The sequence below is a fragment of the Novosphingobium sp. fls2-241-R2A-195 genome, from assembly GCF_030209485.1.
Lineage (GTDB): Bacteria > Pseudomonadota > Alphaproteobacteria > Sphingomonadales > Sphingomonadaceae > Novosphingobium > Novosphingobium resinovorum.
Genome location: NZ_JARVRY010000026.1, coordinates 28,300 through 51,099, shown reverse-complemented (window position 1 = coordinate 51,099; position 22,800 = coordinate 28,300). Strand labels below are relative to the sequence as shown.

Annotated in this window: 20 protein-coding genes; 15 read left to right on the top strand and 5 right to left on the bottom strand. The window is 66.5% G+C overall.

Translation table 11 applies throughout. The features are described 5' to 3' along the window. Positions 1–47: 47 nt before the first annotated feature. Complete coding sequence (locus QRN25_RS19480) at positions 48–935, bottom strand: LysR family transcriptional regulator (protein WP_285020904.1); 888 nt, start codon at positions 933–935, stop codon at positions 48–50. 96 nt (positions 936–1,031) lie between these two features. On the opposite strand from QRN25_RS19480, the gene QRN25_RS19475 reads away from it, so the two are divergent. The 3 genes from QRN25_RS19475 to fghA are packed head-to-tail and all read left to right on the top strand — an operon-like array spanning position 1,032 to position 3,383. Continuing rightward, on the top strand, positions 1,032–2,144 hold the full coding sequence (locus QRN25_RS19475) for an S-(hydroxymethyl)glutathione dehydrogenase/class III alcohol dehydrogenase (RefSeq protein WP_036527096.1): 1,113 nt from the start codon (positions 1,032–1,034) through the stop codon (positions 2,142–2,144). A 14-nt stretch (positions 2,145–2,158) separates the two neighbouring features. Beyond that, entirely contained in the window at positions 2,159–2,539 is a 381-nt protein-coding gene (locus QRN25_RS19470) for a VOC family protein (protein WP_008831468.1), read from the top strand. A 4-nt stretch (positions 2,540–2,543) separates the two neighbouring features. Continuing rightward, the gene (gene fghA / locus QRN25_RS19465; protein ID WP_285020901.1) at positions 2,544–3,383 is read left to right on the top strand and encodes an S-formylglutathione hydrolase; all 840 of its coding nucleotides are present in this window, start codon (positions 2,544–2,546) and stop codon (positions 3,381–3,383) included. Between the two features lie 4 nt (positions 3,384–3,387). Here fghA and QRN25_RS19460 read toward each other — a convergent pair whose 3' ends face one another. Then, entirely contained in the window at positions 3,388–4,068 is a 681-nt protein-coding gene (locus QRN25_RS19460; RefSeq protein WP_285020899.1) for an RES family NAD+ phosphorylase, read from the bottom strand. 14 nt (positions 4,069–4,082) lie between these two features. Continuing rightward, the gene (locus QRN25_RS19455; protein WP_285020897.1) at positions 4,083–4,457 is read right to left on the bottom strand and encodes an MbcA/ParS/Xre antitoxin family protein; all 375 of its coding nucleotides are present in this window, start codon (positions 4,455–4,457) and stop codon (positions 4,083–4,085) included. Positions 4,458–4,827: 370 nt separating this feature from the next. On the opposite strand from QRN25_RS19455, the gene QRN25_RS19450 reads away from it, so the two are divergent. The 12 genes from QRN25_RS19450 to QRN25_RS19395 all read left to right on the top strand — a co-directional run bounded on the left by QRN25_RS19450 (position 4,828) and on the right by QRN25_RS19395 (position 19,079). Beyond that, on the top strand, positions 4,828–5,589 hold the full coding sequence (locus QRN25_RS19450) for an IclR family transcriptional regulator (RefSeq protein ID WP_285020895.1): 762 nt from the start codon (positions 4,828–4,830) through the stop codon (positions 5,587–5,589). Between the two features lie 37 nt (positions 5,590–5,626). Then, positions 5,627–7,048 (top strand): amidohydrolase family protein, encoded by a 1,422-nt coding sequence (locus QRN25_RS19445; protein WP_285020894.1) that lies wholly within the window; start codon positions 5,627–5,629, stop codon positions 7,046–7,048. Positions 7,049–7,067: 19 nt separating this feature from the next. After that, the gene (locus QRN25_RS19440) at positions 7,068–8,384 is read left to right on the top strand and encodes an MFS transporter (RefSeq protein WP_285020892.1); all 1,317 of its coding nucleotides are present in this window, start codon (positions 7,068–7,070) and stop codon (positions 8,382–8,384) included. After that, entirely contained in the window at positions 8,381–11,176 is a 2,796-nt protein-coding gene (locus tag QRN25_RS19435) for a M14 family metallopeptidase (protein WP_285020890.1), read from the top strand. The genes QRN25_RS19440 and QRN25_RS19435 overlap by 4 nt, the downstream gene beginning before the upstream one ends. Position 11,177: 1 nt before the next feature. Then, positions 11,178–12,011 (top strand): carbon-nitrogen hydrolase family protein, encoded by an 834-nt coding sequence (locus QRN25_RS19430; RefSeq protein WP_285020889.1) that lies wholly within the window; start codon positions 11,178–11,180, stop codon positions 12,009–12,011. Continuing rightward, complete coding sequence (locus tag QRN25_RS19425) at positions 12,008–12,832, top strand: creatininase family protein (RefSeq protein WP_285020888.1); 825 nt, start codon at positions 12,008–12,010, stop codon at positions 12,830–12,832. Before QRN25_RS19430 ends, QRN25_RS19425 begins: the two co-directional genes overlap by 4 nt. Then, entirely contained in the window at positions 12,829–13,488 is a 660-nt protein-coding gene (locus QRN25_RS19420; protein ID WP_271184132.1) for an RraA family protein, read from the top strand. The genes QRN25_RS19425 and QRN25_RS19420 overlap by 4 nt, the downstream gene beginning before the upstream one ends. After that, positions 13,488–14,003, top strand: a complete 516-nt coding sequence (locus QRN25_RS19415) for an Lrp/AsnC family transcriptional regulator (protein ID WP_285020887.1) — start codon at positions 13,488–13,490, stop codon at positions 14,001–14,003. The genes QRN25_RS19420 and QRN25_RS19415 overlap by 1 nt, the downstream gene beginning before the upstream one ends. A 158-nt stretch (positions 14,004–14,161) precedes the next feature. Further along, a complete protein-coding gene (gene metC, locus QRN25_RS19410; protein ID WP_285020886.1) occupies positions 14,162–15,463 on the top strand; it encodes a cystathionine beta-lyase in 1,302 nt (433 codons plus the stop codon). After that, positions 15,464–17,932 carry a TonB-dependent receptor plug domain-containing protein gene (locus tag QRN25_RS19405; RefSeq protein ID WP_285020885.1) on the top strand — a complete coding sequence of 823 codons (2,469 nt, stop codon included), beginning with the start codon at positions 15,464–15,466 and terminating at the stop codon, positions 17,930–17,932. A gap of 133 nt (positions 17,933–18,065) precedes the next feature. Continuing rightward, positions 18,066–18,839, top strand: coding sequence for a sulfite exporter TauE/SafE family protein (locus QRN25_RS19400; RefSeq protein WP_285020884.1), 774 nt, complete (start codon positions 18,066–18,068; stop codon positions 18,837–18,839). 12 nt (positions 18,840–18,851) lie between these two features. After that, entirely contained in the window at positions 18,852–19,079 is a 228-nt protein-coding gene (locus tag QRN25_RS19395; protein WP_285020883.1) for a DUF6356 family protein, read from the top strand. Here QRN25_RS19395 and QRN25_RS19390 read toward each other — a convergent pair. Then, positions 19,076–19,603, bottom strand: coding sequence for an Lrp/AsnC family transcriptional regulator (locus QRN25_RS19390; RefSeq protein WP_502910480.1), 528 nt, complete (start codon positions 19,601–19,603; stop codon positions 19,076–19,078). The two genes, QRN25_RS19395 and QRN25_RS19390, sit on opposite strands and share 4 nt — an antisense overlap. 91 nt (positions 19,604–19,694) lie before the next feature. Next, the gene (locus tag QRN25_RS19385) at positions 19,695–22,163 is read right to left on the bottom strand and encodes a zinc-dependent metalloprotease (protein ID WP_285020881.1); all 2,469 of its coding nucleotides are present in this window, start codon (positions 22,161–22,163) and stop codon (positions 19,695–19,697) included. Between the last annotated feature and the right edge of the window lie 637 nt (positions 22,164–22,800).

Sequence of the window (22,800 nt, the reverse complement as noted above, 5' to 3'; positions counted from 1 at the left end):
TGGATTGCTTCGCTCCGCTCGCAATGACGAAGTGGGGCGGACTTTCGCTAATTCGCCGCTTCCCCCGCCAATAGAGCTGGCAATCGGCGGCGCAGCAGCGCCACGAACAGGCTGACCTTGGGGGAGAGGTGCTTGAGGCGTGGATAGACGGCCCAGATCGGTTCGTCGTCGGGACATTCTCCGGCGAGCACTTCCTCCAGCCGGCCCTCTGCGATCGCCGCTGCCGTATAGAACGCGGGCAACTGGCACACGCCCATGCCCTCTAGCGCCGCTTCCAGCACCATCGTTCCGTTGTTGCAGCGCCAGCGCCCTTCCGGACGAAAGGTTTCGCCGCGCTGGAAGTGCCAGAGCGCGGCCGAGCCGACGAGACAGTCGTGCTCCTTCAACTCGGCGATGCGTTGTGGGCGTCCCTTCGCGGCGAGATAGGCGGGCGCGGCGACGGTGACCATCGCCCGCGAAGCCACCCGTGTCGCGACGAGGCGCGAGTCCTCCAGATGCCCCGTGCGGATGGCGATGTCGTAGCCGTCGCGGATCAGATCGACGACGTCGTTGTCGAGGTCGCAGGCGATCGCGAGCCTGGGATGCTCACGCGCATACTCGCGCAAAACCGGGCCGATGAACCGCTCTCCCAATGTGTACGAGCAGGTGATGCGCAAGTTGCCGCGCGGGCTGCCCTGCGCGGTGACGGCGGCGATGGCGTCCTCGCGCTCGGAGATCAGGCGGCTGCCGGTCTCGTAGAAGATGCGGCCCGCTTCGGTCAGCCCCAGCGAGCGGGTGGTGCGATGGAACAACTGGCTGCCCAGCTTCGCCTCCAGCCGGGAAACGGCGCGGCTCATGTGCGTGACCGAAGCGCCGAAGCTGCGTGCGGCGGCGGTGAAGCTGCCGGTCCGCGCCACCGTCACGAACTCCTCGATGCCGTCCCAGGCTCCAATCACGATTTTTTCCACTCGGTTATAATGCTTTTCCCAAGAACCCCATTAACGACAATCCGGCAAGGCGCTAGAGCCCGCGGCGAAAAGGAGACACCCCGCATGAAGACCCGCGCCGCCGTTGCCTTCGAGGCGAAGAAGCCGCTCGAAATCGTCGAAGTGGACCTGGAAGGGCCGAAGGAAGGCGAAGTCCTGGTCGAGATCATGGCGACCGGCATCTGCCACACCGACGCCTACACGCTCGACGGCTTCGACAGCGAGGGCATCTTCCCCTCGATCCTCGGCCATGAAGGCGCCGGGATCGTGCGCGCGGTGGGGCCGGGCGTCACCAGCGTGAAGCAGGACGACCACGTGATCCCGCTCTACACGCCGGAATGCCGCCAGTGTAAGTCGTGCCTCTCGGGCAAGACCAACCTGTGCACCGCGATCCGCGCCACGCAGGGCAAGGGCCTGATGCCCGACGGCACCAGCCGGTTCAGCTACAAGGGCCAGCAGATCTTCCACTACATGGGCTGCTCGACCTTCTCGAACTTCACCGTTCTGCCCGAGATCGCGGTCGCCAGGATACGCGAGGATGCGCCGTTCCAGTCGTCTTGCTACATCGGCTGCGGCGTCACCACGGGCGTGGGCGCGGTGATCAACACCGCCAAGGTGCAGGTGGGCGACAACGTCGTCATCTTCGGCCTCGGCGGTATCGGCCTCAACGTGATCCAGGGCGCGCGGCTTGCCGGGGCGAACAGGATCATCGGCGTCGACATCAACCCCGATCGCGAGGAATGGGGCCGCCGTTTCGGCATGACCGACTTCCTCAACACCAAGGGCATGAGCCGCGAGGACATCGTCGCGAAGATCGTGCTGATGACCGACGGCGGGGCCGACTATACCTTCGACGCCACCGGCAACACCGAAGTGATGCGCACCGCGCTCGAAGCCTGCCATCGCGGCTGGGGCACCTCGATCATCATCGGCGTGGCCGAGGCGGGCAAGGAGATCGCGACGCGCCCGTTCCAACTGGTCACCGGCCGCAATTGGCGCGGCACCGCGTTCGGCGGTGCCAAGGGCCGCACCGACGTGCCCAAGATCGTCGATATGTACATGACCGGCAAGATCGAAATCGATCCGATGATAACCCACGTCATGGGCCTTGAAGAAATCAACAAGGGCTTTGACTTGATGCACGCGGGCGAATCCATTCGCTCGGTCGTGGTCTTCTGAAGAGGGAAATTTCGATGTTCACGCATATCATGGTCGGCGCCAATGACGTTCCGGCCGCCAAGACCTTCTACGATGCCGTTCTCGGCGCGCTCGGTCATGGCGAGGGCAACTTGATCGGCGAAGGGCACGGCGTCGGATACGCGACGTCCGGCGGCTTCTTCGCTGCGGTGACTCCGCGCGACGGCAATGCGCCGAGCTTCGCCAACGGCGGCACGATCGGCTTTGCCGCATCCGGTCCCGATGCGGTCGATGCCGCCCATGCTGCAGGTCTTGCTGCGGGTGGCACCTGTGAAGGTGCACCCGGCCCGCGCGAGATGTTCCCCGGTGCCTACGGCGCGTACTTGCGCGATCCGACCGGCAACAAGCTCTGCCTCTGGCAGGCACCGAAGGCCTGATGCGATGAGCCTGGAGACGATTTCCACCAACCGCAGCCACGGCGGCACGCAGGGCGTCTATCACCACGACAGCGCCGAGACCGGAACGCCGATGACGTTCTCCGTCTTCGTACCCGACCATGAGCCGGGTGCGAAACTGCCGGTGCTATGGTATCTCTCCGGGCTCACATGCACGCATGCGAACGTCACCGAGAAGGGTGAGTTTCGTGCAGCATGCGCGCAGCATGGCGTGATCTTCGTCGCGCCGGATACCAGTCCGCGCGGCGACGACGTGCCCGACGATGAGAGCTACGACTTCGGCAAGGGCGCGGGCTTCTACGTCGATGCGACGCGTGATCCCTGGGCGCAGCATTTCCGCATGCGCTCTTATATCGAGGCCGAATTGCCCGCGCTTGTTGCGCAGCATTTCCCGGCCGACATGGCGCGGCAGGGGATCACTGGGCACTCGATGGGCGGACATGGCGCGCTGACGATCGCGCTGCGTAATCCCGATCGTTTCCGCTCGGTCAGCGCGTTTTCGCCGATCGTCTCGCCGCTTAATTGCCCGTGGGGCGACAAGGCGCTGACGGGCTATCTTGGCAAAGACCGTGCCGACTGGCGCGCTTATGACGCCTGCGCGCTGATCGAGGACGGCGCGCGCGTTCCGGCGCTGCTGGTCGATCAGGGGACGGCGGACGGCTTCCTCGAAGAGCAATTGCGCACGTCGCTGCTCGCCGCAGCATGCGAGAAGGCCGGGCAGGCCGCGACGATCCGCATGCAGGAGAGGTACGACCACTCGTACTACTTCATCTCCACGTTCATGCCCGAGCACGTCGCCTGGCACGCGGAGCGCCTTCGCGGCTGATCGCTCAGCCGAACGCGCGCTTTTCGTAGACGGTAGCGATCGCGCTGCCGTCCCAGACGTAGCACAAGTGGCGTTCCTGTCGGCAGTTGGAAAGCAGGCGCGGCCGGAACACAGCCGCGCATTCGCCGCCCTCGTGCCGGACACTGGCATAGACGATGCCATCCGACCCGGACTCCCGCAGAGTTACGGCGAAGGCCTGCGATGCACCGTAGTGGTCGGGGTGATAGATCGCCGCAAGATCTTCCCGCCGCTCACGTATGTCGTGCATCCGCGCGGCAAGATCGACGGCATAGACCCGCATGTCGAGTTCCTGCGCAGGCTCCAAGGTGAAGGCCATGAACCGGCCGCGATGGTAGCAGGTTTCCGCCACTGCCGTATCGACCGAGCGCGCCGCGTAGAAAACCCCGAATGCCCCGTCGGTGAACCGGTCGCCTTTCGGATTGAGATGCGTAAAGGCCGCCATGATCGGCGTCGAACCGGGGCCGGAGACGCGGTCCTCGGGCGGCACCAGCGCCAGTTGGCCGGTCTCTTCGCGCAGACGGTCGTTCGTCATCGCCTCCAGTGCGAATACGGCTTCGAGGTCGGCCGGATCGGCAACCTTGTCGAACACGGAGACCGGCGGGAACCGGCTCGGCACGATGCGATAGCACGGCGTCCAAAGCAGGGCGGTTACCGGAACGTCCATGAGGATGTTTGCCGTCAGCCGCGCTGGGCGTCGACGTACTGCCGCACCACATAGAGGTCCGCGACGTTGCCTGAAGTCATGCGATCAAGCGCCGAGCGGCCGCTGAATAGCGGTGCGGCATTGGGTTTGCGCACCCAATCGTCGGCCGTTCGCGGTAGCAGGATTTGCAGGCCCTTGTAGATGCCTAGGACGTAGGAAATGCGCTCTAGCGCATCCTTGGGAATGGCCGCCACGGCGCCGCGCTTCCACGACTGGAACGTGGAACGGTTGTCCAGTCCGAGCAGCCGCATCTGTTCGTTCTCCTTGAGTCCCCAGGCATCGGCGATGCGAAAGAACGTGCGCAAGGCAGGGCCGGTCAGATCCTTCCGGTTCGGTTCGCGGGACTGCATGATCGTGGCCATGACCATCAGATGTACGCATTCTGATCAAATTTCAATAAATGATCATAAAATAATCGAGAAAGAAACGTAAGGAGAAGGCAGTGTTCACGTTCGTGAACGCATCGTGCGGACTGGCTCGTGCCAGTGATGCGGGACTGCGTGAAATTCAGGTCATCTGGTCTATGCGCTTTGTCTTCCCCGACGATGCCACATTGCAGATCATCCGACGATTCCCCGCGATACCGTAACAAACATGCGCAGATCGGCGCAAAAGACAAACATTTGACACCTCCGGGCAAACAGCGCACAGTCTGTTCACGGATATGAACGTGTCGTTCTGATTCATGAACGAATGATGTGAAAGTGATCAGGGGCCGCGATGACCAGTGATATCAAGTCCGCAGCACGCGTGCTCGACATGCTCGAGCTGTTTTCGACGCGGTGCGACGGGCTGACGCTCAGCGAAGTCGCGCGCGGTCTGGAACTGCCCAAGAGCAGCACGCTGGGCCTGCTGCGCACCCTGCACAAGCGTGGCTATCTGGTGCGCGAGGACGAGGACGACAGCTACCGCCTCAACGACATGATCCGCCGCGACGGCTTCGCCCGCCATGGCCGCATCCTGCGCGTCGCCCCGCCGGTGATGACCGCGCTGGCAGTGGACGCAGGCGAGACGGTGCTGCTGGGCATGCCCGATGCGTCCGGCCTCGTGCGGCTGCTGGCCAAGGAGGCATCGCCTTCGGACATCCGCTACGACATCGAACTGCCGCGCAAGGTTCCCGCCTACTGCACCGCGCTGGGCCGCGTGCTGCTGGCGCGGATGGAGCCTGCCGCCTTCGAGGCCGCGCTCGACAGCGTGCCGCGCGCTGCGCTAACCGCCTCCACGCAAGTCGATCGCAGCGCCGTGATCGACGCGGTAGAAGCCGCGCGCGAGACGGGCTTCGCGGTGGTCGAGGACGAATTCGCGATCGGCGGCACGGGTGTCGCCGCTGTCATTCCGCTCGGGCCGGGGCAGCCGCTGGCGGCGCTCGGACTCGCCTGCATCTCGCAGCGCTACCGGCAGGACCCCGCGCGCCTTCAAGCCCAGTTGGGCGGCGCGATTTCCCGCATTGCCGAGGCAATGGCGGGTCAGGGCAACATGTAACCAACGCTTCGCGCAAAACATGACGGTCGCAAACATCATGAAGCATCCTTTTCGTAACCTCGTCCTTGCCGGCACCGCTCTCGGGCTGTCGGGCATGGCTTCCGCCGCCGCGCCCGAGCGCGATGCCGCAGTGCCGCGCACCGACCGCCACGAGTGGATCGCGGGCGGTACCAACACCGATCACACCCCGCGCATGATCCCCGAGCGGCCGGAAAGCGCCGCCGGACCGGTCACCGTGCTGCGCGGCGGCTTCGTCTTCGACACGCAGTCCCTTCGGGTCGCACCGGGAAGCGTGGTGATGCAGGGTCGGCGGGTTATTGCGGTGCTGTCTGCGGACAGCACCGCGTGGCCCGCCGACGCTAAAGTGATCGACGTGACCGGCAAGTTCGTGATGCCCGGCCTGATCGACATGCACGTGCACCTGACGTACCCGGACAACGACACGCCCTACGACGTGCAGGCTGAGGACGCCGACGGCGTGCTGCGCGGCGAACGCAACCTGCGCTGGTTCATCGAGGCGGGCTTCACGTCCGTGCGCGATCTCAACGGCGTGGGCGATGCGCCTTATCGTCTGGCCGACTGGGCGGCGCAGGATGCCATCCCTTCGCCGCGCGTGTTCACCGCCGGGCACATCATCACCGGCACCGGCGGCCATGCCACCGAACGTCCGGTACGCCCCTCGCACGGCCCCGACTATGCCTGGGAACGCAACGGCGCCGACGCCTGGCGCGCCGCCGTGCGTGAGACGTTCAAGAAAGGCGCCAGCGTCATCAAGGTCGCCAGCCACTTTGCCCCGGACGAGATCCAGGCGGCGGTGGACGAGGCGCATCGCCTTGGCCTCAAGGTGACGTGCGACTGTGAGACGATCTACACCCAGATGGCGGTGGAAGCGGGCATCGACATGATCGAGCATCCGCTTCCGCGCACCGACAGGACCATTGCCGAAATGGCGCAGCATCACACCGCCTCGGTGCCGACGCTGCAGGTCTACCAGAACGTGCTCGACCGCGCGGGCGGCTTCTGGGATTCGACCTCGCGCCGCTTCACGATGACCTCGGACGCGAACTTCGCGCTGTTCCAGAAGATGAAGAAGGCGGGCATCGTCATGGGCGTGGGCACCGACACGATCGGTGATGCGAACAAAATGATCCCCAACATCTACCTCGCCGAACTCAAGTGGTTCGTGAAGGGCGGCTACACGGTCCCGCAGGCGCTGCAGGCGGCGACGCTCACCAACGCGAAGCTGCTGGCGATGGACGACCTCATTGGCACCATTCAGCCCGGCAAGCTGGCCGACGTGATCGTCGTTGACGGACGCCCGGATCAGGACATCGACGCGCTGCGCAAGGTCACGATGGTGTTCAAGGACGGACGCATGATGGTGAAGGACGGCGCCGTCGTCATCCCGCCGCATGTTCCCGTGCCGCTGCCCAAGCCTTCGCCCGCCGAAGCCCCCTAAGACGCAAGGAAGACCTGCCATGACGACTACGGCGCTTCCCGCCGAGGGACAGCTTGCGCGCCCTGTACCCGGCCGCAAGGACATTGCGAGGGCCCTGGCTTCGGCGATGATCGGCAACTGGTTCGAGTTGTTCGACTTCATCATCTACGGCTACTTCGCCGCGCAGATCGGCATCGCCATGTTCCCGGCCGCCGATCCGGTGACGACGATCCTCTCCAGCTTCGCGACGTACGGCGTCGGCTTCGTGATGCGCCCGGTCGGCTCGATGGTGCTGGGATCGATGGGCGACCGCTTCGGGCGCAAGTCGGCGCTGGTGCTGACGATGATGCTGATGGCGGGCGCGACATGTGCGACGGGGCTGATCCCGACTTATGCTTCTGTAGGCCTGGTGGCGCCTTGTGCGCTCGTTGTGTGCCGTTTGGTGCAGGGTTTTGCGGCCGGCGGCGAGTGGGGCGGGGCGACCACGTTCCTCGTCGAGTACGCGCCGGCCAACCGGCGCGGCCTGTTCGGCGCGCTGCAGCAACTGAGCACCAGCCTCGCGGTGGTCTCCGCCGTGCTGGTGGCGCTGACGCTGAATTCGGTGCTTTCGGCCGAGGACCTGCAGGCGTGGGGCTGGCGCGTGCCCTTCGTGCTGGGCATCCTGATCGCGCCTTTGGGCTTCTACCTGCGCGCGAAAGTCCCTGAAACCCCGCACTTCAAGGCCGAACGCGAAGTGCCCGAGCACCCCTTGCGCGAGGCTCTGACGATCCACCGCCGCACCGTCCTGACGATCGCGGGCATGGTCGTGATCTGGACCGTGGCGGGCTATACTTACGGCACCTTCCTCGTCAGCTTCGCCAGCCAGGTGCTGGAGGTGCCCTCGCGCTATGCGCTACTCGGCACCCTGACCGGCGCGCTGTGCAACGTCGCGGTGATCCCGCTCGCGGGCTGGGCCTCGGACACGGTCGGACGCAAACCCTTCCTGCTGACGAGCGCCGCTGGTTTCGCGATCGTCTCGATCCCGCTGTTCCTGTTCATGGCGGAAGCGCGCAGCGGCATTTCCGTCATCACGGCGACGGCAGTTGCGGGCGTCTTCTCCGGCCTCTTCAGCGGCACTGCGCCGACCTACCTGTGCGAACTGCTGCCGACCCGCGTGCGCTACACCGCGCTTTCGGTGGGCTACAACGGCGCGGTCATGCTGTTCGGCGGCTTCGCGCCCTTCATCGCGACGCTGCTGGTGCGCCTGACCGGCGTGACGATCGCTCCGGCCTTCTACGTCACTGCCGCAGCCGTGCTCTCCTTCCTCGTGATCGCCTGCGTGCGTGCCCCCGATCCTGCAAAGGCCATCGACCGATGAGACTGACCCGCGCTCTCCTCCTCGCCACCTGCCTGACGCTGGCCACCCCGGCGATGGCGCAGGAAAAGCCCGTCCCCACGCCCGAGCAAGTCTTGGGCCACCGCATGGGCGAGGACCGCTACGTCCCGTCCTACGATGACATGATGGCCTACTGGAAGGCCGTTGCCGCCGTCAGCGACCGAGTGAAGCTGGTCGACATCGGCCCCAGCACCGAGGGACGGCGGCAGGTCATGGCGGTCGTCTCCTCGCCGGAAAACCTCGCGAAACTGGACGAATACCGCGAGACAAGCCGCGCACTCGGCGCTGCCGAGGGCATCGACGCCGCCAAGGCCCACGTCATGGCCGCCACCGGCAAGGCGCTGGTGTGGATCGACGGCGGCCTCCACGCAAGCGAGGTCGAGGCGCAGACCGCGCTGATCGCGCAGGTCCACGATCTGGTCTCCTCCGATGATCCCGAAGCGCGCAAAATCCGCGACAACGTCGTCACCCTGTTCGTGCCGGACAACCCGGACGGCCAGCAGTTCGTGGCCGACTGGTACATGCGTTTCAAGGATCCGATGAAGCGCGAGGCCGACTTCAAGTCGCTGCCGCGCCTCTACCATCCCTACGTCGGGCACGACAACAACCGTGACTTCTTCCTCGCCACGCAGGTCGAGACGCAGAACATGGTGCGCGTGCTCTATCGCGACTGGCGCCCGCAGATCGTGATGAACCAGCACCAGACGGGCCCCGCGGGCACCGTGCTGTTCCTCCCGCCGTTCCGCGATCCGTTCAATTACCACTACGAGCCGCTGGTGATCTCCAGCCTCGACGAAGTGGGTGCCACGCTGCAGAGCCGCCTGCTTTCGGAGAACAAGGGTGGCGCCACCACCCGCAGCGGCGCGCACTACGACACCTGGTACAACGGCAACCTGCGCACCTCGACGTACTTCCACAACGCGGTGGGCATCCTCGTCGAGATCATCGGCAGCCCGGTGCCCGAGACGATCCCCTTCGTTCCCGAGCGGCAGGTGCCCGGCAACGATCAGGCGCTGCCCGCGAAGCCCGGCCCGTGGAGCATGGCGCAATCGGTGTCCTACAGCCTCTCGCTCGCGCGCGGGCTGCTGACGTATGCGGCCAACAACCGCGAGAAGCTGCTGTTCGACCGCTGGCAGATGGGCGCCAATGCCATCGCCAAGGGCTCGACCGACAGCTGGACGATCTCCAAGGACCGTATCGAGGCGGCCCACGCGGCGCTGGCGGAACGCGGCGGCAAGCCCAAGCCGGTGCGCACGCGCGGTTGGAGCGAGATCGACGCCGACCTCTACGATACGGTGCTGCACGATCCGGCGCAGCGCGACGCGCGGGCCTATATCGTGCCAGTCGACCAGCACGATTTCCCGACGACGGCGAAGTTCCTGACCTCGCTCTCGCGCCTCGGCGTGGAGATGGACCGGGCGGAGGAGCCGTTCACCGCTGCGGGCAAGACTTGGCCCGCAGGCACGTACATCGTCCCCGCCGCGCAGGCGTATCGCGCCCACGTGCTCGACATGTTCGAGCCGCAGCACTACCCGAACAACTTCGCCTATCCGGGCGGTCCGCCGATCCCGCCGGCCGACGCTTCGGGCTATACCCCGGCGTTTCAGGCGGGCGTGGAGTTCGCCCGCGCGCTTGATCCGGTGGAGGTGAAGGTGCGCCCGGTTAGCGGAGAGATCGCGCCCGATGCGCAGCCGATCGCGGATGCGGGCGTGGAGGGCACCTCCGGCGGCTGGCTCGTCAGCCATGACCAGAACGACGCCTTCCGTCTCGTCAACCGTCTCCAGGCGGCGGGCATCGCGGTGAGCGCGTACAAGACGCCGCTCGCTGTTGCCGGACGTGCCGTAGAGCCGGGCGCATGGTTCGTGCCTGTGTCCCCCAAGGCGCGCGGCATCGTCGAGGAAGGCGCGAAGTCACTCGGCCTCACCGTGCAAGCGGTCGCTGCCGCGCCGCAGGGCGAGCGGCTTGCCGTGAAGAAGCCGCGCGTCGCCGTGGTCGATCTCTACGGCGGCCTCCATCCCACCGGCTGGCTGCGCTGGATTCTCGACGGGCAGGAACTGCCGTACTCGATCGTCTACCCGCAGGAACTCGACAAGGGCGGCCTCGCGAAGTCGTACGACATCGTCGTCGTGCCCGATGCTGCTATCCCGAATGCCCGCTCGGGCGTGGACGGCGGCATGTTCCGTGGCCGCTTCGACAGCGTCCAGCCCGATCCCAAGGACATGCCCGCCAAGTACCGCGCCTCGCTGGGTGACATCAGCGCGGAAAAGACCATCCCTGCGCTCAAGGCTTTTGCCGACGCGGGCGGCACGCTGCTGGCGATGGGGTCTTCCTCGTCCGGCCTCGCCGCCGCGCTGAAGTTGCCGGTTGCCGATCCGCTGCTGGTGGAGAAGGACGGCAAGCGCGTGCCGCTGTCGAACACCCAGTTCTACGTGCCCGGCGCCGTGCTGACGGCCGATGCCAATTCGGCGGACCCGATCGCCTGGGGCCTCAATCCCAAGGTGGACCTGTTCTACGATTCCAGCCCGGTCTTCCGTCCGACCGCACCCGGCACCTCGGTCGCGGTGTCGTTCGGTGAGGGTGCGCTGCTGCACAGCGGCTGGGCCTGGCATCCCGAATACCTGAAGGACACCGCCGCCGTGCTCACCGTCCCGCAGGGCAAGGGCAAGGTCGTGCTCATCGGTCCCGAGATAGCCCTGCGCGCCCAGACTCAGGGCGCTTTCAAGATTCTGTTCAACGCCATCGCGCTCTCCGCCGCGCGTCCTCAAGGAAAGTAAGATGCTGCGCGCAGCCGTCATCCAGCTCAATACCCGCAGCGACAAGGCCGCCAACCTCGCCGCCATCGAGGCCGCCGTGCGCGAATGCGTGGCGAAGGAGCGCCCCGACTGGGTGCAGCTTCCCGAGCATTGCGAATGGCTTGGCGGCTCTGCCGGTGCCCCCGCCGTCGCCGAGCCTTACCGCGATGGCGACACCTGGACGCTGCTCTCGCGCCTGTCCCGCGAACTGAAGGTGTGGATCCACGGCGGCTCGTTCTACGAGCAGTCGGACAATCCCGGCCGTGCCTACAACACCACCGTCGTCTTCGACCGCGACGGCGTTGAACAGGCCCGCTACCGCAAGATCCACCTGTTCGATGTGACCACCGCCGACGGCGCCAAGTTCCACGAATCCGCTACCGTCGATCCCGGCAAGGCAATCGTCACCTACGATTGCGAGGGCGTCACCGTCGGCTGCTCGATCTGTTACGACGTGCGCTTTCCGGAACTTTATCAGCAGCTGGCGAGGCAGGGCGCGCAATTGATCGCCGTGCCCGCCGCCTTCACCCTGCTGACCGGCAAGGACCACTGGGAAGTCCTGCTGCGCAGCCGTGCGATCGAGACCGAATGCTGGGTCGCCGCCGCAGGCCAGTGGGGCACATACCAGACGCCTGCGGGCGAGCGGCAGTCGTTCGGCCAATCCATGATTATCGATCCGTGGGGAACCGTCGTTTCGCGCGTGTCCGAAGGGCTGGGCAGTGCGTCCGCCGGCATCGACATGGGCATCGTCAACCGCGTACGCAGCCAGATTCCGGTCGCTGCGAACAAGGCCATCCGCATCGAGGCGTCGCTATGAACTGCGTTCGCCCGCACGCCCTGCAGGACCTGAGTCACGCCGCTTTCGCCGCGCGCATCGCGCAGGACCGCCCGGTGATCGTCCTGCCGCTGGGCAGCCAGGAGGAGCAGGGGCCTCATGCGCCGATGGGCGATTTCGTCGCCGCCGAGCGCATCGCCATGGCAGCCGCCGAAGCGGCGGGTGCGGTCTGCGCGCCGGTGCTGCCGTTCGGGTTTGCTGAGTTCTTCCGGGGCTTCCCCGGCGGCATGCAACTGCGCGGATCGACCTTCCGCGCGGTGCTGCGCGACATGATCGACAGCTTCCTCGACCACGGCCTCGACCGCATCGTCATCGTCAACGGCCATTCCACCAACGCGCCGCTGATCGCCGAAGTGGTCCACGCGGTGCGCCGCGAGACGGGCGTGGTCATTCCCGCCGTCCATCTCTGGCGCTCGCTGCCTGAGACGGTGTGGCAGGAGGTCCATGGCGACAAGGCTGCTGCCGCACGCGGCCATGGCGCCGATCCGGTGACCTCGGTGATGATGTACCTCGCCCCCGGCCTCGTCGGTGGGGCGAAGTCGGGAGCAACGCCGCGCAAGGCCGTGTTCGGGCTGCCGTCCGACCCGCACTTCGCCAGCGCGCAGTTTGGCGGCGTATCCGTGGACCTGCCGCTCGATGCTACCGAAGTGGCGGACGACGGCGTCGGCTCGGGCGATCCCTCGCTGTCGAGCGCGCGGGCAGGGCAGGTGTTCACCCGCTTCCTCGTCGGCCACGTCGCCGATTTCCTGCGTCACTTTGCCAAGTGCGATCCGCGCCGCCCCGAAGCGGCGCCGGGAGAATGACGTTCGATCGCCATCCGATGCCCCCGCAGGCCGCGCTCCATCTGGTGCACGGTCTGTCTCGCGTGGAGACTTCGACGCTGGGGCACTGGCGGCTATGGGGCCTGTGCGATCCGGCGCTACGGCCGCTCGCACCCGGCATGAAGGCGTGCGGAACGATCGTCACGCTCGCTCTGTCTGGTCCGGACGGCGCGCTGCTGCACGAGGCGCTCTCGCATCTGCGCGGGGGCGACGTGCTGGTGATCGACCGGCTTGGCGACACCCGCCATGCTGCGGTTGGCGGCGTGGTCGCGGCGGCGGCGATGCTGCGCGGGATCGCGGGCATCGTCGTCGATGGTCCCGTGGCGGACCTCGGCGAAATTCTCGAGACCGGGCTGCCGGTCTGGGCGCGCGGGGTGAGTGCGCGCACCACCCGGCGGCTGGGCCTCGGCGGGCGGTTCAATGCTGCGGTCAGCGTCGGCGGCGTGGTCGCGCGGCCGGGCGACATCGCGCTGTGCGATGCGGACGGCGTGGTCTTCCTCTCGCCCGAGGACGCGGCGGGAGACATCGACCGCGCCGAGGCCGCCGTGCGCCGCGAGACGCTGATCCGCGACGGGCTGGCCAAGGGCATTGCGCTCGAAGATCTGCTCGCCCCGCCTGCGCTGGCGGAGGCACGCTGATGGCGCTCGCCCTATCCGGCGCCCCATCCGGACGGCTGACGCTCGACGATGCCGATATCCGCATCCTCGGCGCGCTGCAGAAGGTCGGCACGCTGTCGGTCGCGGCGTTGTCGGAGGTCGTCCACCTGTCGCACAACAGCTGCTGGCGGCGGCTCAAGCGGCTGGAGGCTGCTGGCGCGATCACCGGCCGTGTGGCGCTGCTCGACCCGGTGAAGCTGGGGCTGGAACTGACCGCCTACGTCTCGATCCGCACCAGCGAGCACAGCGACGAATGGCTGCGCAGCTTCGCGCACGCGGTGGAGACGATGCCCGAGATCGTCGAGCTGTACCGCATGACCGGCGACGTGGACTACCTGATGAAGATCCGCGTCTCCAGCATCGCGGCCTACGACGCGGTCTACAAGAAGCTCATCGGCATGGTGAAGCTCACCGACGTCAGCTCCGCCTTCGCGATGGAGGAGATGAAGAACACCACCGAACTGCCCCTCGCGATGTCGCCCTGCAGGACGGGGTGATGAATGTGCGGGGAATGAAGAATTCGGGGTGATGGTCATCACGGCATTTTGCGAAACGACGCGAAATCTGGGTGAGATCGTCACCCCCGTCACCGACTAGAAGACATGGAAACACCGCAGGGCCTTCGAACCGCGCGGGATACGACAGGAATTTCAAAGTGATTACCGAAGACGGCGGCAAGGGTGAAGCGACGCGGATGATCCATCCTGTAATGGATGGCGAATTCGCGCTGCGCACAGCCGCACCTGTTCTTCAGCGTGGGACGACGGTACTTCTCGACGACTACGGCTGCTTCGGCCGCGAAGCGCCCACGTACGGTCGCGGCGGGCTGGCGACGCAGGCGGCGCTGCGCCGCTCGTTGTGCGAACTGGAGGGCGGCGAGGTGGCCGAACTCTATCCTTCGGGCCTCGCGGCGCTGTCTGGCGCGATCCTCGCGGTGTGCCGTGCGGGCGACGAACTGCTGGTGTGCGACACGATCTACGGCCCCACCCGCCGCTTCGCCGAGACGACGATGGCCGACTACGGCGTCACCGTCCGCTACTTCCCTGCCGATATCACGCTCGATGATCTGGCGGCGATGCTCGGCGACAAGACCCGCCTGATCGTGCTGGAGGCGCCCGGTTCGCTGACGCTCGACATGCTCGACATTCCGGGCATCGCTGCGCTGGCGCGGTCGCGGGGCGTGCTGACGCTGGTGGACAACACTTATTCCGCGGGCGTGCTGTTCAAGCCGCTGGCGCATGGCGTCGATATCTCGGTGCAGGCGCTGACCAAGTACGTTTGCGGCCATTCCGACGTGTTCATGGGCAGCGCCGTCGCTAGCGGCGAAGTGGGCGCGTTGCTGCGGCGCGGGTCGCGCAGCATGGGCTGGGCGGTGTCTTCGGACGACGCCTACCTTGCCCTGCGCGGCATGCGCACGCTGCATGCGCGCCTTGCCCGTCACGGCGAGGCGGCGCTGGAAGTCGCCGCATGGCTGCGCGCGCAGCCGATGGTGCGCGAAGTGCTCTGCCCGCAGCTGCCGGGCGCGCCGGGGCACAACCTGTTCATGCGCGACTACAGCGCGGGCAACGGCCTCGTCACCGTGGTGCTCGACGGGCCGGAGAGCGCCGAGCGCGTTTTCCTCGATGCGCTCTCGCTGTTCGGCCTCGGCTTCTCGTGGGGCGGGTTCGAGAGCCTGGCGATTCCATGCGGCGGCCAGATCCGCCAGCGGTCCTTCGCCGCTGACACGACTTTCCCGGTGATCCGCCTCCACGTGGGGCTGGAGGACACCGCGGACCTCATTCGCGAACTTGGCGACGCGCTTTCCGCATTTGCGGCGGCGGTCGGCGAGGGCGCGCAAACCGGGACGGGACAACCCGCCGGACACGTCGGCGCCGTCGCCCCTTCGGGCAACGATGCCCAGGGAGACAGCGTCATCTATCCGGCGGCAGCAGATACGCCGCCCATCATGGGGGTTTGAATGCGTAGAATACTCGTTACCTCGTCCATCCTCGCGCTGAGCATTGCTTCCGGCAACGCAGCGTACGCCCAAGCTGCTGATGATACCGCAGCACCGGGCGGTTCGGACATCGTCGTCACCGGCTCGCGCGGACAGGCCCGCACGGTCGCCACCAGCCCGACGCCGATCGACGTCATCAGCGGCGAGCAGATCGCCCAGCTCGGCGGCTCGATGCAACTGCGCGACGTGCTGAGCCAGCTGGTGCCTTCGTTCCAGTCGCAGCAGGTCGGTTCCTCCTCGTGGAACTCGGTCACGCGTCCGGCGGGCCTGCGCGGCCTCTCGGGCGTGCATGTGCTGGTGCTGGTCAACGGCAAGCGCCGCCACAACTCGGCGCTGATCGACCTCAATTCGGGCTCGACCTCGATGGGCGGCAATCCGGTCGATCTCGACCAGATCCCGGCCAGCGCGATCGCCCGCATCGAAGTGCTGCGCGACGGCGCGGCGGCGCAGTACGGTTCGGACGCCATCGCCGGCGTCATCAACGTCATCCTCAAGAGCAACCCCGACGCGGGCAGCGGCTCGATCGAGGCGGGCCAGCGCTACAAGGACAGCGTCAACGGCAGCGACGGCGAGACCGTCTCGGCGCAGCTGTCCAAGGGCTTCCACCTTGGCGACAACGGCTCGATCGTGGTCTCCGCCGAAGCCAAGCGCCAGAAGGCGACTGTGCGCAATTCGGACTACACCGGCACCATCTATTCGAAGATTAATGGCGCCACCAATCCGCGCGACGCCACCGGCGACAAGCGCCGCTACCAGGGCGGTCTGCCGGACCTGAAGTCGGTCAACCTCGCCCAGAACAGCGAGATCCAGGCGGGCGACCTGACGCTCTACAGCAACGCCACCTTTGGTTACCGCGAGGCGCGCGTCGGTCAGGCGGGCCGCTATCCCTACAGCACCAGCGACATCGTCGAGATCTACCCCGACGGCTTCACGCCCTACTACACGATGGCCGAGACCGACTGGCAGGCCACGGCGGGCATGAAGCAGACGGTCGACGGCTGGAACCTCGATCTCAGCACCACTTACGGGCGCGACTACGTGCGTTCGGGCGCGGACAATACGCTCAACGCCTCGCTCGGGACTTCCAGCCCGACAAGCTTCGACACCTTCAGCGCCGCGTTCGACCAGTGGACGACGAACTTTGACGTCACCAAGGGCTTCGAAGTTCTCGGCGGCCGCAACCTGCAGGTCTCGGCAGGCGCGGAGTTCCGCTATGAGAGCTACGTCACCAAGTCGCTCGACACCGCGTCGTGGCAGAACGGCGGCTACGTCTACCCGACCGGCTCGGCGCTGGCGGGACAGCCCGGCGCGATCGGCGCGCAGGGCGCGACGGTCATCACCCCGGCGGACGAGGCGAGCGCCCAGCGTACCATCGGCGCGGCGTACATCGACCTCGCGCTCGATCTCACCGATCGCCTGCTGGTGACCGGCGCGGGCCGCTTCGAAACCTATGACGACAGTTCGGGCAGCGTGTGGAGCGGCAAGGTCTCGGCCTTGTGGAAGGCGACCGACTGGCTGAACTTCCGCGGCGCATTCTCCAACGGCTTCCGCGCGCCTTCGCTCTCGCAGCAGGCTTATGCGCAGACCGCCACGCAAGTCTCGCTGGTGAACGGTTCGTATCAGCTGATCGAATCCAAGATCCTGCAGACCGGCTCGGCCATCGCGCAGGCGCTGGGCGGCAAGGACCTGAAGCCCGAGAAGTCGCGCAACTACAGCTTCGGCGTGACGCTGACGCCGCTGGCGGGCTTCACGCTGACCGTCGATGCCTACCAGATCAACATCGACGACCGCATCACCCTGACAGGCCTGCTCTCGAGCGCCGGGGTGCGCCAGATTCTGCGCGACAACGGGTTCTCGGGCGACCAGTACGTGCGCTTCTTCGCCAACGCCATCGACACCCGCACGCGCGGCATCGACGCGGTGGCGAACTACAGCTTCACGCTGGGCGATTTCGGCAACGTGCGGGCCAGCGCGGCCTACAACTACAACAAGACCAAGATCACCCACATCGCCGACAACCCCGAGGAACTGGCGAACCTGGGCCTGACCCTGTTCGACCGGCAGACGCAGGGCTACTTCACGGTCTTCACCCCGAAGGACAAGATCATCCTCGGCCTCAACTGGTCGAAGGGGCCGTTCTCGGTCAACGCGAAGGAAACCCGCTACGGCAGCTGGAAGGCGCTGGCGAATCTCGTCAATGGCCAGCCTACCGCTGACCAGAGCTACGGTGCCAAGTGGATCACCGATGTCGAAGTGGGGTTTCAGGTGACCGAGAAGCTCAAGCTCTCGGGCGGCGCGTACAACGTGTTCAACACCTATCCTGACAAGAACACCGTGCCCAACACCATCGGTAGCTCGCCTTACGGCAGCAACTCGCCGTTCGGTGCTTACGGCGGCTACTACTACGGCCGCCTCTCCTTCGACTTCTAACCTACCCATCCTGGCGGCCGGACCGGCGCCGACTGCGTCGGCCGGCCGCACTTTTCTCCTTACAACCTGACGATTTCACACCGGCGAACCTGCGGGCTTCGCGCGGGGTGTCGTCCTGCGCCCGGTTCCCGCGATGCTGTTCCTGCTCCATGCCCACCCCCTGATGACCGCGATCGGCTGCGGCGGCCTGATCGGCCTCGTGCTCGCGCTGATCGGCGGGGGCGGCTCGGTGCTGGCGACGCCGATGCTGGTCTACGTGATCGGGCTGGGCAATCCGCACCTTGCGATCGGCACCGGCGCGATCGGCGTCGCGGTGAACGCGGCGATGGCTCTGGCCGGACACGCGCGGGCGGGCCGGGTGCGCTGGCGCAGCGGCATGCTGTTCGCGCTCTGCGGCCTCGGCGGGGCGAGCCTGGGCTCCACCCTCGGCAAGCTGTGTGACGCCGAGTGGCTGCTGCGCGGCCTTTCGGTGCTGATGCTGGTGATCGCCGCCTCGATGATCCTGCGGCGCACGGCCGAGGGTGCCGCCGCCGTGCCCACCGGCTGGCGCCGCCTTGCCGGGTTCGGCGCGGGCAGCGGCGGCCTTGCGGGCTTCTTCGGCATCGGCGGCGGCTTCATGATCGTGCCCGGCCTCGTCAGGGCGACCGGCATGTCGACGGCCGAAGCGGTCGCAACCTCGCTCATCGCGGTGGCCGCCTTCGGCGCGACCACGGCAGCGAACTATGCGGCATCCGGTCTGGTCGACTGGCCGGTCGCCATGGCGCTGATCGCGGGCGGACTGCTCGGCGGTCTAGGCGGTGGCGTGATCGCCGGGCGCCTGTCGGGCGGCAGGGATCTGCTGCGCTACCTCTTTTCCACGCTCGTCGCGGCAATGGCGCTGGCCATGCTGGCGAGCACTCTCAACTGAAGGAATATCCCCATGTTTCGCAAGATCTTCCAGGATCATCCCGAGTCCGTCGGCGAGACCTACGGCCAGCATTTCCAGTCCGCCTTCGGCTTCGGCACCGCGATGGTCGCGGGCGGCATCAAGTGCCTGATCCACGGACTGCTGCCGACGGTCTTCACGACCTCCGGCAGCGACGTGGTCCGCACTCTCCACCGCCGCATGGTGACGCACCGCCACCGCGACGACCAGCAGGGCGACTAACGCCCGGCGAGGATCACCGGCGCGATCTGGCGGCTGGCCACTTCGCGCAGGACGAAACTGCTGCGGATGCGGCGCACGTGAGGAAGAACCGAAAGCTCTTTGCGGTAGATCATGTCGTAATCTTCCAGCGATTGCACGTTGAGGATCATCAGGAAGTCGGTGTCTCCAGTGACGAAGGCACAGAACTGCATCGATGGGCTATCTAGCACGGCCTTCTCGAAGTCCTGCAGTACCGATTCGGTTTGCGATATGAGCTCTATGGAGACCATCACCAGCGTCCCATAGCCCAGCGCGCGGACATTGAGGTTGGCGGAATAGTTCGAGATATAGCCCGCTTCTTCCAGTATTTTGCGGCGACGGGCGACTGCGGTGCTCGACAGATGGACTTTCTCGCCCAGCCACACGTCCGATGCGCGCCCATCGGAGACGAGGGCACGCATCAACCTGAGGTCGGTGTCGTCGAGTTCGTGCTGCGCTGGCTTGCCGCGCGCGGCATCCAGCCAGTGCAGTTTACCGGACAGCATATCCATCTTGTTGAGCGCCCCTCTTTTTAATTTCGAAACCATAGTGCCGAATGTCCTCTGGATTTCAAACAAAAGGGATCGAGTGGGGGTGTTATTCCGACAGAATGTTATCGAACCAGCCTGTGTCACCGCCGATGGGCATTCCGGCGGGGATCGGCGGACGCGGGCGGCTGGCCTTGCCGATCTCGTCGGCGAGGCGACTGGGATCGCGCAGCAGTGCGGCCATCGAGACTTGCCACAGCGCATCCTCGGAGCCGCCCTTCGCCTTCGCGAAGCCGGTCGCGGTGTCCTTGAGGTAGCCGTCGAGCAGGGCGGCGACGTCGGCGGGGGTATCGGCATCGGCCCGCGCGGCGGCGATGGCGAGCAGGGTGGCCTGCGAAATCCGGCGCGAAACCGCGTCGCCATGCGCGGCCACCACCGGCGAAAGCTTGCCCAGCAGCGTGCCGACGCCGGGCTGGCTCGAATCGTAGCCATGCTGGATGTGCAGACGGGTGAGGCGTGTGGGCGCGAGCAGGCTGTCGAGGGTGACTTGCGCGGCGACCTGCGCGGTGACGAGCGGATCGAACACCGCAGCGCCCGCGCCGCGCATCACTTCGGGCACGGCCTCGGCATCGGGGCGGGCGCTGCTGCCGCTCGACAGCATCATTGCGAGTGATGCGGGCACCGTCAGGACGCTGGGCGAAAGCGTGCCGACAAGCGCGTCGATCGCCTCCAACTGCTGAGCGGCGGGGACCGGATAGGGCGCACCGCGCCCGTCACCGACGACGGCGTATTCATAGTTCACGCCGCCCACCAGCTTGCCGGTGGCGTCGATCGAATAGCGGTGGAACAACCAGATCGGCACGAACTTGCGGCGCAGGTTGGACAGCGGCTCGCCGGAAAGGAGCACGCCGGGGCCGAAGTTCGCCAGCGCGATGCGGCGAACCTCCATCGTGTGGGCAAGGTCGGCGGGGGTGTCGTCACCCTCGGTCCACATGTTGACGCCGGGCACCGCGAGGTCGGGCGCGCGGCCGTCCACGTCGGTGCCGAAGATCAGGCCCGCCTTGCGGATCGCATCGGCCTTGGCGGCGGCTTCCGCGTCCCCGTCGACGCCGGGCGCGGGTTGGCCGTAGAGCCAGTCCACGGTGAACTTGTCCCACTTGCCGATGCCGGTGGCGTAGGCATCGCCGAGGTCCAGCTTGCCCCCGCTTATGGTCACTTTGGGCGCGGGATAGTCCATCACCGAGGCGCGGTCCTGCAGGCTCGCCTTGAAGTTATGGACGAAGCCGATCGCATGGCCGACCTCGTGCGCGCCGAGCTGGCTGATGCGCGCGAGCGCGGCGCGGACGGGGTCGTTGGGGCCGCCGGTGTTGTTCTGCGCGGTGCCGACGAGACCCTCGAAGATGGTGATGTCCTGCCGCACGCGCAGGGCGCCAAGCACGACCACGCCCTTGACGATCTCTCCGGTGCGCGGGTCGATCACGCCGCCGCCGTAGGACCAGCTGCGGTTCTGGCGGTCGGTCCAGTTGACCACGTTGTAGCGCACGTCCTGCGGATCGACGCCGGGGGGCAGGATCTCCACCTTGAAGGCATCGACGAAGCCCGCAGCGTCGAAGGCGTCGGCCCACCAGCGCACGCCGTCGGCCAGCGCGGTGCGGATCGGATCGGGCGCGGCGCTGTCGATGTAGAAGACGATCGGCTTCTTCACCGGGGAGCGCGCGGCGGACGGATCGGTCTTCTCCAGCCGGAAGCGGTTGGAATATTCGACCAGCATCGGCGTGCCCAGCGGGGTGCCGAAGTCATAGGCCTGCGTGGCGTGGCTGCCGGAGCGGATGTCGAACTTGCGCGGCACGAAGCCGGGCTCGGGCAGGGCGATCAGCGAGGAATGGACGGTGACGCTGACCGCGCGGCCATCGGGGGCCAGGGTATCGAGTTCGCGGCCCGCGCTGTCGGCGGTGAAGGTCTGGACCGTCTCCAGCTCAACGTTCTTCGGGAAGACCCTGACCGAGGCGGGATCGAGCGCACTGAGCTTTTCGGAAAGCTTGTAGCCCTTGGCGCTTTCGCCGATCGCGCCGGCCAGGTCCATCGCGTCGGTCATCAGCAGCGGGGTGAGGTCCACTGTGACGCTGCCCCCGTTCATGTTGGCACCCTCGCTCACCACGTCGAGCATGGCGACGGTGCTGAACGGGAAGCTGGCCTTCGCGCCCATCTGCACGCCCGCGTCGCCGCTGGCGCGGAAGCGCGGGTTCTCGAACACTACGGCGACCTTGCCGCCCATGCGGCGGAAGGCGAGCACCTTGGTATCGCCCTGCATGCCCCGGTCGATGCGGATCGCGGCGGAGCCGAGGCCGGTCTTGATCGCCTGCGTGAACAGGTAGCGGCCCGAAGTGCCGTCGGCGGCGGGGGCGGGCAGGGTGAACAGCACCTTGCCCTTGGCGGCATCGACCTGCACCGGCAGCAGCGCGCCATCAGCGGTGGAAGCGACCGCAACCGGTGCGGCCCATGCGGACGGGGCGCCTGCACAGGCTACGGCAGCGCAACCGGCGACGAGGAAAGGCTTCATGCGGGCGACGAAAGACATCGTGAGTATTCCCCCTGTGGAGCTGGTGGCGAGAGCGTGAACCCCTCATCTCGCCGTTGCAGCAAAGCCTAGCGCAAACCTCGCGCAGCTTCCCCGAACTTATCGGGGCGGAATGGCGCATCGTTGATGGAATCCTGCGCAGAGAATTAGAAAGCCGCGAAAATCATGCGCAAGTGCTCGGTCGCTTGCACAAGTCGCCTACCGCATCGCCGATGCTGCGCTGCATTTCGCGAATCACGGCGCGATCGGGTTCGGGAAAATGCGCGGGTTCCGGAGCATCCGCACCAATCTTGCGCGGATCGCGATATTAACGCTGAAATCCATCAAGCGATCGGCAAAATAGCCGCAACTTTATTGGGATCATTCGCCCCCTTCCGGATAGTATCGACGGCATCAGGCAGCGATCCGGATCGGGGGCAAACCGAAATCCAAGACGGACACTGCCGGATGATGGGGTTCCCGCAAGGGTAGGCGGGAACGGGGAATACGGGTTTTTCATCAAGCGCTTTGCCGGCGGCACCGCGAGGGCGGTGAGCACATCCGTGTGCCTGGAGGAACCGCGTCCATTCTCCGTCCATCGGGATGAGGGCGCCTGTGGCGAGAGATTCGGTCACAGGGAGTTTTTCGCGATGCGCAA